Consider the following 9,991-nt stretch of genomic DNA (forward strand, 5'->3'; position numbering starts at 1 on the left):
TATGTCGCGCCCGGGCCCGAGCTCGGTCACTCCTTGGGCTGCGCGGCGATCTCCTCGTCGAAGCGAGCGGTGAGCTCGGGCTTGGCGGCTGCGGCCGCCCCGAAGTCGTAGTCGATGAGTTTGACGTCATCGAGGTTCACCATGCGCTCGTCGGTCTTGGCGTCGGGGTGCGTGAGGACCTGATAGGAGCCGACGGTCTGGCCGACGTTCTGCGCGTCGGGCGAGATGGCCCAATCGATGTACTTCTGCGCGGCCTCCTTGTTCTTGGAGTTGGCGATGAGGGCGACGCCGCCGATCTCGTAGCCGGTTCCGTCCTCGGGGAAGGAGACGACGAGGTCCTTCATGCCCTCTTCGCGGTATTTCACGCAGTCGTGGGAGAAGACGAGGCCGACGCCCACTTCGCCGCGGCCCGCGATCTGGCCGGGCGCCGTGCCGGACTTCGTGTACTGGAGGACGTTGTTGTGGAGCTGCAACATGTACTCGAAGGCCGCGTCATCGCCCCCCAGGCGCGTGCGCTGCGTCCACAGCGTGGTGAAGGCGGTTCCGGAGGTGGAGGGGTGCGCGGTCGAGACCTGTCCCTTGAGCGCGGGGTTGAGGAGATCGTCCCAGGTGGTCGGGACCTTGACGCCGAGACCGTCGAGGACCGTCTGATTGGAGCAGAATCCGAGGACTCCGACGTAAACGCCCGTCCAGTAGTGCTCGGCGTCCTTGTACTTGTCGGGGATCGGCGCCGCGCTGGGGGAGTCGTAGGCCTCGATGAGGCCCTTCTCGGCTGCGGCGCCGTAGCCGTCGACGGGGCCGCCGTGCCAGACGTCGAATTCGGGGTTGTCCTTGGCGGAGTCGAGGCGGGCGACGGTCTCACCGGAGGAGAGGCGGACGTAGGTGGCGTCGATGCCGGTGGCCGCGGTGAAGGTCTCGGTCCACTTCTGGCAGAGGTCCTCCATCGCGCCGCAGGCGATGGTGAGCGGGCCGGCGCCCTCGGCGGTGCCGGACTGGGTCTGATCGACTGCGCAGCCGGTGAGTGCGAGGCCGCTCGCGGCGGCGAAGGCGAGAAGGGCTGTCCTGGTCCTGGTCATGGGATTCTCCTTTGAATATCGACACGCGGCTGGGTCGACTCTGACCCCGTGCCATGCCCCCATCGTCGCGGACCGCGGGGCGCGCGTGGTCGCGGCTCGGCAACAAGGGGTAACGCCCTCGTTACCGTTCTTCGCGGAGGCGGGGCATGGTGTAGCCCACGGATCGCACGGAGCGGATGTAGGCGCGTCCGTGCTCGCCGAGTCCTTGGCGCGCCCTGTAGGCGGTCATCTTGATCATGTCTTTCGCTCCGGCCGCGTCGTGCGTGGCCCACACCTCGTTGAGGAGGGTGCGGTAGGAGACGGGTTGGCCGAGATGGCGGGCGAGGGCGATGACGAAACGCGTCTCCGTGTCGGGCATCTCGAGAATGCGCCCGGCCAGTTCGATGCGGTTCTCGCGCGTGTCGACGAGGAGGTCGCCGTTGACGAGGACCTCGTTCTCCCGGCCCCGCCATCGACGGACGAGGGCTTTGGCGCGCAGCGAGAGCTCTTTCGGGCTGAAGGGCTTGGTGATGTAATCGTCGGCTCCGGCTTCCAGACCGCGGATCCTGTCGGATTCCTCCGACAGCGCGGTGATCATCATGATGGGCACGTCGGAGACGGCGCGGATGCGCTGCGCGAGGCTCACGCCTCCGATGGTGGGGATCATGAGGTCGAGGAGGACGAGGTCGAAGGTCGTGGCGGTGAAGGCGCTCCACGCTTTCGCGCCGTCGTTGGCCTCGACGATGTCGAATCCGGCGGTTTCGAGGGCGAAACGCATGATCATGAGGATCTGGGGTTCGTCGTCGACGATGAGGGCCCTGGGGTTGGTGGTGCGCGCCGCGTCATCCACGGGTCTCAGCCTCCTTGAACATGGTGGTATTCGGATCGCGGGGAAGGACGAGATAGACGGTGGTGCCTTTCGTTGAGATCGTGTCGACCAGGACCCGTCCGCCGTGAAGGTCCACGACCTTCTGGGTGACCATCATTCCGAGTCCGGTTCCGGGGCGCCGCGAGCCGCCGGTCGCGAAGGGGACGAAGAGGCGCTCGCGGTCCTCGGCGCTCATTCCGGCGCCGTCGTCGGAGACGGAAATCGTAGCGCATTCGTCGGAGTCCGCCAGGCTCACGCGGATCGAGACGCCTTCCCCGGCGTGCCGCGCCGCGTTGTTGATGACGTTGGTGATCGCCTGGCTGATGAGCCGCTTGTCGGCGCGCATGGAGACGGGGGCGCCGTGGTTGTCGAGGCGGATGGGCGTGGAGTGGACGCGGCGCATCTCGACGACGCATTCGCGCACGACGGCGCGCATGTCGACCCGGTCGAGGCGGAGCTTGAAGAGCTCGGACTCGATGCTGGCTTCGGCGAGGAGGTCGGAGGCCATGTCGATGACCTGGTTGGAGTTCTCCGCGATGGTCTTGGCGAAGGTCCTCTGCGTCGGGTTCAGGGGGCCCGCGGCTTCATCGAGGAGGAGTTCGGCTGCGCCGCGCACGACGGTGAGGGGAGTGCGCAGTTCGTGCGAGAGGACGGAGGGGCGCCGGATGCGTTCTTCGTGGAGGCGCCTCAGGCGCGCGAGTTCCGCTCGCGCGCGGTCGAGTTCCCGGCGCGTGCGCCACGCGTATCCGGCGAGGGCGACGAGGATGAGCGCGAGGAGCGTCCAAGCCCACAGCCATCCCATCGTCCTTCGCCTCCGCCACGTCGTCGTGTATGTGCAGGCGCTCAGGCTAGCGCAAAGCGCCCCCCTTATGCGGTGGTACCGCCCGGGGATGCCGAGCGCCCCGAAGGCGGCATGGGGGGAGGCGGCACTTTCTTCCCGGTGACCATCGTGGAGGCCTCGACGCGGACGGGGCCCCGGCGGGTGTCGATGACGACGTGGTCGATCGCGGTTTCGACGAGGGTTCCCAGGGCGTCGTGGAGGCCGTCGGGCTGACGATAGCGCAGGACGACCCGTTCTCCGGGCGCCCATTCGAGCCAGGGGAGTGCGGGCGCTTGCGGTGAGGCGGCCCCCTCCCGGGGGATGCTTGCCCCGTGTGTCGCACCGCTCGGATTCGTCTGGTCGGCATCGCTGGTCATGGGGCGATAATAGGGGAAGCACTATGCGTTCATCCGTGGAGAGGAGAAGCAATGACCTACGTCATCGCTCAGCCGTGCGTCGATGTCAAGGACCGCGCCTGCGTCGACGAGTGTCCCGTCGATTGCATTTACGAGGGGGCCCGCACGCTCTACATCCACCCGGAGGAATGCGTCGACTGCGGTGCCTGCGAGCCGGTCTGCCCGACCGAGGCGATCTTCTACGAGGATGATCTGCCCGGCGAGTGGTCGGACTACTTCCGCGCGAATGCGGACTTCTTCAAGGACCTCGGCTCTCCCGGCGGCGCCCAGAAGACGGGCCCTCAGGGCTTCGATGATGAGATGATCGCCGCGCTGCCGCCGCAGAACGCGGAATACCTCGACTCCGTGAAGTGACTCATGCCGTCCCGCGCCCTCGCCCTGCCCGAGTTCCCGTGGAATGCGCTCGTCCCCGCGAAGGAGCGCGCGGCCTCGCATCCGGAGGGGATCTGCGATCTTTCGGTGGGGACACCGGTGGATCCGACTCCGGACTTCATCCGCGACGCGCTTGGTGAGGCCTCCGATGCGCACGCCTATCCGCAGGTGATCGGGACCCTTGAAGTCCGTGAGGCGATCCTGGAATGGGGACGAGGGCGGCGCATGGTCGATGTCGGCCTCGCCGGGGTGATCCCGACGATCGGTTCGAAGGAAGCGGTCGCCTGGATTCCGCTGCTGCTGGGATTGGGCCCCGGGGATGCGGTCCTCGTTCCCGAGGTCGCCTACCCGACCTATGACATCGGCGCGCGACTCGCCGGCGCGACGCCGATCCCGGTCGACCCGCGCGAACCCGGATCGTGGCCGGACGCGCGGCTCGTCTTCGTGAACAGCCCGGGGAATCCGGACGGTTCGGTGCTGACTCTCGAGCAGCTCCGGGCGGTCCGGGAGTGGGCGCGCGCCCGGGGCGCGATCGTCGTCTCGGACGAGTGCTATGCGGCGCTCGGCTGGGAGGGGGAGGCCTCCGATGAAGTCCCCTCCCTGCTCGATGCGCGCGTGTGCGATTCGGATCCGAGCGGCCTCATCGTCTTGTACTCCCTGTCGAAGCAGTCGAATCTCGCGGGGTATCGGGCGGCCCTCGCCTACGGCGATCCCGCCCTCATCGCTCAGATCGTCGAGGTCCGCAAGCACTCCGGCTTGATGGTCCCCGCCCCCGTGCAGCACGCGATGGCCCTCGCCCTCGTCGATGGCGCGCACGTTGCGGAGCAGAAGGAGCGCTACCGGAGGCGGCGCGAGCGCCTCCTGACCGCGATCGAAGCGGCTGGCCTGCGCAATGACGAGAATTCGGTGGCGGGCCTGTACCTGTGGCTGTCCCATCCGCGGGTTTCGGATTCGTGGGAGCTGGTCGATGTCTTCGCGGGGCTCGGGATCCTCGTCGCCCCGGGCGATTTTTACGGGGAGGCGGCGAAGGGGCGCGTGCGCATGGCTCTGACCGCGAGTGATGAGCGGATCGCCTCCGCTGCGGAGCGGATCGAGGCCGCTGGTCCGCTCTTCGGATGAAGGAGGCGTTCTCCTGCGTCGATCGGGCAGTCTGTATAGAGTGAGATAGAAGACAGACTTTAGTCCCGGGTGGCATCGCTTCGATCGCCGTGCCGCCCTTGAGAGAGGGCGCCGGCGCCCTCGTACGTGAAGGAGTTCCCATGACCGATGAGGTGCTCGCACCAGAAGTCCTTCCCGACGGCGTTCTCGGCCTCGGCGATGCTTCGATCACCCTGCCCCGAACCAGAGCCTCGGTCGGCAATGACGGCCTCGGCGTTTCGCGCCTCCTCGCCGAGGGCGGCGTCGTCACCCTCGACCCGGGATTCACGAACACGGCCTCCTGTCAGTCCTCGATCACCTACATCGACGGCGACGCCGGGATCCTGAGGTATCGCGGCTATCCGATCGAGCAGCTCGCGAAGAACTCATCCTTCCTCGAGGTCGCCTACCTGCTCATCTACGGGGAGCTGCCGGACGCCTCCACCCTGGAGGCCTTCATCCGTTCGATTCAGCGGCACCGCTTGCTCCACGAGGACTTCAAGGCCTTCTTCACCGCCTTCCCCCACCGCGGGCACCCGATGGCGATCCTCCAAGCGGGCATCGCGGGCCTGGCGACCTATTACGAGGACACGCTGGATCCGCGCGACAAGGAACAGCTCGACATCGCGCTCGTCCTCCTGCTCGCCAAGGTGCCGACGATGATCTCCTACATCGCCAAGCGCGCGGCGGGGCTTCCGCTGCTCTACCCGGATTCGGCGCGCGGGTACACCGAGGATTTCATCCGGATGACCTTCGGCATGCCCTATCAGGCCTACGACATCGATCCGGCGCTCGTGCGCGCCCTCGACATGCTCCTCATCCTCCACGCCGATCACGAGCAGAACTGCTCGACCTCGACGGTCCGCCTCGTCGGCTCCTCGCAGGCGAATCTGTACGCCTCGGTGGCGGCGGGGGTGGGGGCGCTCGCCGGACCGCTGCACGGCGGCGCGAACGAGGCCGTTCTGCGGATGCTCCACCAGATCCGCGACACCGGAGAGCCGGTCCAGTCCTTCGTCGACAAGGTCAAGGCGAAGGCCGAGGGGGTGCGCCTCATGGGCTTCGGCCACCGCGTGTACAAGAATTACGATCCTCGCGCGGCGCTGGTCAAGGAGACGGCGCACGACGTCCTGTCCCGTCTTGGCAAGCGCGATGAACTGCTCGACATCGCGATGGAGCTCGAGGACATCGCCCTCAACGACGACTACTTCAAGGAGCGCCGCCTCTACCCGAATGTCGACTTCTACACGGGGCTCATCTATTCGGCGATGGGCTTCCCGACGAAGATGTTCACGCCGCTGTTCGCCCTGGGGCGGCTTCCCGGCTGGATCGCGCAGTACGTCGAGATGACGCGGGACCCGCAGACGAAGATCGGCCGTCCGCGGCAGGTGTACATCGGCGAGGTCGAGCGCGACTACGTGCCGCTGCGCCGTCGTTCGGTGCGCATCCTCGAGGACTGAGGACTCGCTCGAGGACTGAGGGCTCGGCGGGCCCCGCCATTCATCGGAAGGGGCGGCGGGGGCGGACGCGCAGGGGCGGCTCACCTTTTCGGGGTGAGCCGCCCTTTCACGCCGTCGGAGTGGCCTTGTCAGTTCGTCGCGTGCAGTTCGGGGTTGAGTTCGATCCCCTTGCCGCCCCGGGCGAGGGCTTCGATGCGTCCGGACTGGGAGTTGCGCCGGAAGAGGACGTTCGAGGCTCCGGCGAGCTCCCGGGCGGGCACGGTCCGCGGTTCTGCGAAGAGGCCGTTGTTGCCGGGGACGACGCCGCCCGCCTCCATGACGGCGACCTTGGCGCCCGCCGTGAGGTAGAGGCCGGCCTCGACGACGCAGTCGTCGCCGAGGGGGATGCCCAGGCCGGAGTTCGCGCCGAGGAGGCATCGCTTGCCCAGGCGCACCCTTTGGCGTCCGCCGCCGGACAGGGTGCCCATCGTGGACGCGCCGCCGCCGACGTCGGATCCGTCGCCGATGACGACGCCCTGGGAGATGCGGCCCTCGACCATGGAGCGGCCCAGCGTGCCGGCGTTGTAGTTGACGAAGGCGGCGTGCATGACGGTCGTGCCTTCGGCGAGGTAGGCGCCGAGGCGGACCTTCGCGCCGTCGGCGATGCGGACTCCGGAGGGGACGACGTAGTTGACCATCGGCGGGAACTTGTCGACGCCGAGGACGGCGACGGGGTGGCCGTGGGCGGCGCGCAGGCGCAGGCGCGTCTCTTCGAAGTCCTCGGCGGCGCAGGGGCCTTCGGCGGTCCATACGACGTTCGGGAGGCGCGAGAAGATGCCGTCGAGGTTGATCGTGTTGGGCTGGACGAGGCGGTGGGAGAGGAGGTGGAGCCTCAGGTAGGTGCCGGCCGTGGAGTGCGGCTGGTCGTTGAGGTCGGACTTGCAGGTGACGACGGTGGTGCGCACGCCGCGGGCGTCGTCGTGCTTCTGCATCCGTGAGAGGGTGTCGAGCAGGTCGGCATCGTCACCGGGCTTCATCTCGCCGAGGTGGGGACGCGGGTACCAGACGTCGAGTGTGCGTCCGTCCTTCGTGACTGTTGCGAGGCCGATGCCCCATGCCTTGGTCGTATCCATAGGATTACTTTACGTTGCTTGGTGAAAGTGCACTCGCCGGGTCCGCCCCTCGGCGCCAATCCCACAGATCGGGCCAGAAGACTCCCAGATCGCGGGCCATTTCTCGAAGGAGGGGCAGCGAGATCCCGACGACCGAATGATGGTCGCCCTCGACTCCTGCGATGAAGGGGCCGCCGAGTCCGTCGATCGTGAAGGAGCCCGCGACGCGCAGCGGCTCTCCCGACTCGACGTAGGCGTCGATCTCCTCATCGCTCATGTCGGAGAAGAGGACGCGCGTGGAGGCCGAGCGCTCCACGGCCCCGATCCTCGTGTAGGAGTCGCCGGACGCGCTGATCACCATGCGCGTGAGCGCGTGGCCGGTCCACAGCGTCGCGCGGGTTGAACGCATCTGACGGATCCTGGCGCGCGCGACTTCGGGAGTGCGGGGCTTGCCGAGCATGCGGCCGCCGATTTCGAGCATGGAGTCGCAGCCGATGATGAGGAGCTCGTCGGCCCCGTCCTCGTCGATGAGGGAATCGGGGCGGGCGAGTTCGGCGGTGATCGCGTCGCGCTTCGCAGTCGCGAGGGCGCTCACCTGGGCCGCGGGGGAGGGGAGCGCGCCCCGGGCCTCCTCGAGCTCGCGCAGGACGCGGGGCTCGTCGACGCCCGCGACGCGGACGATGGGGGTGATGCCGGCGCTGAGGAGGGTCGTCAGGCGCGCGGGCGACTTGGAGGCGAGAAGAAGGCGCATAGGCGTATTGTCTCCCCTCGGGCCGCTCGTCGTGAGATGAGGCCGTGCGTTCAGCGTGTCAAACGTGATGTGCGCTACTAGAATGATGTGCGGCGGCTTTCGCGATCAGACCGGGCCGTTCAAGCTGAGGATGCTGAGGGAGGGCAGATGGGCGTCGACACGACCCGGGGCTCATCGTCCCGCCGCGCAGGCGCCCCCGATGACGAGTCCCGCGACTACGGCACCATCTCGGCGTACCTGCCGCGCCTGCTCGGCGGACCGGTCGTCATCAGCGCGCGAGACCTCGCCGAACGGACCGGAACCACCCTGGAGCGCGTGGCCGATTACTGGTCGTCGATGGGATTCAGGCGACCGGATCCGGACGCCCCCACCTTCACCGAGCGCGATCTCGAGGTGTACCGCTCGTGGAACGAGCTCGTCGATTCCGGGGCGATCGATCTGGCGACGAGCCGTTCGCTGCTCCGCGCCAACTCCCACCTCGCCGATCGCTTGAGCCTGTGGCAGTTCGAGGCCCTGGTCGAGGACGCGGTGCGGCGCTTCGACCTCGATGACACGACCGCCAGGATCTACGTGCTCGACCACATGCGCGAGCGGGTCGGCGCCTTCGAGCAGATGTTCGTCCATTCGTGGCGGCGTCAAATGGAATCGCTGCTCGCCCGCCTGGACAAGGAGGTCTCGCAGCGGGGCCGTCAGGTCTCCAAGGACCGATTCCCCTTGAACCGTTCGCTCGGCTTCGTGGACATGGTGTCCTACACCTCCTCCTCGGAGATCCTCGGGGGAGCGGTCGTCGAGCTCATCGAGCGCTTCGAAGATGAATCGCGCCAGGCGATCACCGAAGCCGGCGGTCGGGTGGTGAAGACCATCGGCGATGCGGTCCTGTACATCGCCGATGACCTCGCCACGGGCCTGCAAGTGGTCACCTCGCTCATCGAGCGCCTGAACGCCGATGATCGGATCCTGCCGGTGCGCGCCTCCTTCGTGCGCGGCGACGTCTTCTCCCGATCGGGCGACGTCTTCGGTCCGACCGTGAACCTCGCGTCTCGCCTCGTGGACATCGCGCCGGTCGGCAGGATCCTCACCGATCCGGCGACTGCGGCCGCCGTCGCCGCCGGCAAAGGCGGTGAGGGCTACCGTCTCGAGGAGTTCCCGATGGCGGAACTGCGCGGCTTCGGCCAGGTGTCGCCCTACCTCCTCACGGCGAGGGAATAACGGTCGATTCAACGGGGAATGGGCCGCACTGCACCCGAAAGGGTCAAGGAAGATGAAAGACTTGCTTTGGAAAGGATATGATGAGCCCGTGACTACCGTCCTGCTTGTCGAAGATGATCCCGCGATCTCCGAACCGCTCGCCCGCGCATTGGGTCGAGAAGGGTACGAGGTGCGCGCCCACGGGACCGGCCGCGGCGCCCTCGCCGAGGTTGACGGCGTCGATCTCGTCGTCCTCGACCTCGGACTCCCCGATATCGACGGCCTCGACGTCGCCCGCGAGATCCGCGCCTCGGGCAAAACCGTCCCGATCCTCATCCTCACGGCGCGCACGGACGAAGTCGACATGGTCGTCGGCCTCGACACCGGCGCCGACGACTACGTGACGAAGCCCTTCCGGCTCGCCGAGCTCCTCGCCCGGGTCCGCGCCCTCCTGCGCCGGACGGGTGCGGAGAACTCCGAGGGCGACCTGCTCGCTCAGGACGTCCGCGTCGACGTCAATGCGCACCGGGCCTTCGCCGGTGATGCGGAACTCCAGCTCACCGCGAAGGAATTCGAACTGCTGCGCGTGCTCGTCCGTGAAGCGGGGACCGTCGTCGAACGCGACGCCCTCATGCGCGAAGTCTGGGGCTCGGATCCGACCGGATCGACGAAGACCCTGGACATGCACGTGTCGTGGCTGCGCCGCAAGCTCGGCGACGACGCCGCCAGCCCGCGCTACATCACGACCGTTCGGGGCATGGGTTTCAGATTCGAGATCCGATAGCCCCGCATGAAGGACCCGCGCTGCCCGCGGGGCGAGCCATACCACGGCACAC

General features: G+C 67.7%; 11 protein-coding genes. 5 read left to right on the forward strand and 6 right to left on the reverse strand.

Annotation, left to right across the window (positions count from 1 at the left end):
* Positions 1-26 precede the first annotated feature (26 nt).
* The 4 genes from ACQY7V_RS03360 to ACQY7V_RS03375 all read right to left on the reverse strand — a co-directional run bounded on the left by ACQY7V_RS03360 (position 27) and on the right by ACQY7V_RS03375 (position 3,120).
* Positions 27-1,076, reverse strand: a complete 1,050-nt coding sequence (locus ACQY7V_RS03360; RefSeq protein WP_428638913.1) for an ABC transporter substrate-binding protein — start codon at positions 1,074-1,076, stop codon at positions 27-29.
* Between the two features lie 121 nt (positions 1,077-1,197).
* Positions 1,198-1,905 (reverse strand): response regulator transcription factor, encoded by a 708-nt coding sequence (locus ACQY7V_RS03365; RefSeq protein WP_235361678.1) that lies wholly within the window; start codon positions 1,903-1,905, stop codon positions 1,198-1,200.
* Positions 1,898-2,725 (reverse strand): sensor histidine kinase, encoded by an 828-nt coding sequence (locus ACQY7V_RS03370; protein ID WP_428638915.1) that lies wholly within the window; start codon positions 2,723-2,725, stop codon positions 1,898-1,900. The genes ACQY7V_RS03365 and ACQY7V_RS03370 overlap by 8 nt, the downstream gene beginning before the upstream one ends.
* Before the next feature lie 65 nt (positions 2,726-2,790).
* Entirely contained in the window at positions 2,791-3,120 is a 330-nt protein-coding gene (locus ACQY7V_RS03375) for a 2-hydroxymuconic semialdehyde dehydrogenase (RefSeq protein WP_320836446.1), read from the reverse strand.
* Between the two features lie 51 nt (positions 3,121-3,171).
* On the opposite strand from ACQY7V_RS03375, the gene fdxA reads away from it, so the two are divergent.
* The 3 genes from fdxA to ACQY7V_RS03390 all read left to right on the forward strand — a co-directional run bounded on the left by fdxA (position 3,172) and on the right by ACQY7V_RS03390 (position 6,125).
* Positions 3,172-3,513, forward strand: a complete 342-nt coding sequence (gene fdxA, locus ACQY7V_RS03380) for a ferredoxin (protein ID WP_154478140.1) — start codon at positions 3,172-3,174, stop codon at positions 3,511-3,513.
* A 3-nt stretch (positions 3,514-3,516) separates the two neighbouring features.
* Positions 3,517-4,650 (forward strand): succinyldiaminopimelate transaminase, encoded by a 1,134-nt coding sequence (dapC, locus tag ACQY7V_RS03385; protein WP_320836447.1) that lies wholly within the window; start codon positions 3,517-3,519, stop codon positions 4,648-4,650.
* A gap of 140 nt (positions 4,651-4,790) precedes the next feature.
* Complete coding sequence (locus ACQY7V_RS03390; RefSeq protein WP_235361681.1) at positions 4,791-6,125, forward strand: citrate synthase; 1,335 nt, start codon at positions 4,791-4,793, stop codon at positions 6,123-6,125.
* A 128-nt stretch (positions 6,126-6,253) separates the two neighbouring features.
* Here ACQY7V_RS03390 and dapD read toward each other — a convergent pair whose 3' ends face one another.
* Positions 6,254-7,237: a 2,3,4,5-tetrahydropyridine-2,6-dicarboxylate N-succinyltransferase gene (dapD, locus tag ACQY7V_RS03395; RefSeq protein WP_154478146.1), complete on the reverse strand. Its 984-nt coding sequence runs from the start codon at positions 7,235-7,237 to the stop codon at positions 6,254-6,256.
* A 4-nt stretch (positions 7,238-7,241) separates the two neighbouring features.
* Positions 7,242-7,967: a nucleoside triphosphate pyrophosphatase gene (locus ACQY7V_RS03400; RefSeq protein ID WP_320836448.1), complete on the reverse strand. Its 726-nt coding sequence runs from the start codon at positions 7,965-7,967 to the stop codon at positions 7,242-7,244.
* Between the two features lie 147 nt (positions 7,968-8,114).
* Between ACQY7V_RS03400 and ACQY7V_RS03405 the strand changes: the two genes are divergently transcribed.
* Positions 8,115-9,176, forward strand: a complete 1,062-nt coding sequence (locus ACQY7V_RS03405; RefSeq protein WP_154478150.1) for an adenylate/guanylate cyclase domain-containing protein — start codon at positions 8,115-8,117, stop codon at positions 9,174-9,176.
* A gap of 88 nt (positions 9,177-9,264) precedes the next feature.
* The gene (locus ACQY7V_RS03410) at positions 9,265-9,939 is read left to right on the forward strand and encodes a response regulator transcription factor (protein ID WP_184452083.1); all 675 of its coding nucleotides are present in this window, start codon (positions 9,265-9,267) and stop codon (positions 9,937-9,939) included.
* Positions 9,940-9,991 lie beyond the last annotated feature (52 nt).

The sequence above is a fragment of the Schaalia sp. genome (assembly GCF_050312375.1).
Taxonomy (GTDB): Bacteria; Actinomycetota; Actinomycetes; order Actinomycetales; family Actinomycetaceae; genus Pauljensenia; species Pauljensenia hyovaginalis.

Coding starts and splice junctions, on each gene's coding strand:
- ACQY7V_RS03400 (WP_320836448.1), bottom strand. CDS start 7,967: ATGCGCCTTCTTCTCGCCTCCAAGTCGCCCGCGCGCCTGACGACCCTC.
- fdxA (WP_154478140.1), top strand. CDS start 3,172: ATGACCTACGTCATCGCTCAGCCGTGCGTCGATGTCAAGGACCGCGCC.
- ACQY7V_RS03360 (WP_428638913.1), bottom strand. CDS start 1,076: ATGACCAGGACCAGGACAGCCCTTCTCGCCTTCGCCGCCGCGAGCGGC.
- dapD (WP_154478146.1), bottom strand. CDS start 7,237: ATGGATACGACCAAGGCATGGGGCATCGGCCTCGCAACAGTCACGAAG.
- ACQY7V_RS03370 (WP_428638915.1), bottom strand. CDS start 2,725: ATGGGATGGCTGTGGGCTTGGACGCTCCTCGCGCTCATCCTCGTCGCC.
- ACQY7V_RS03375 (WP_320836446.1), bottom strand. CDS start 3,120: ATGACCAGCGATGCCGACCAGACGAATCCGAGCGGTGCGACACACGGG.
- dapC (WP_320836447.1), top strand. CDS start 3,517: ATGCCGTCCCGCGCCCTCGCCCTGCCCGAGTTCCCGTGGAATGCGCTC.
- ACQY7V_RS03390 (WP_235361681.1), top strand. CDS start 4,791: ATGACCGATGAGGTGCTCGCACCAGAAGTCCTTCCCGACGGCGTTCTC.
- ACQY7V_RS03405 (WP_154478150.1), top strand. CDS start 8,115: ATGGGCGTCGACACGACCCGGGGCTCATCGTCCCGCCGCGCAGGCGCC.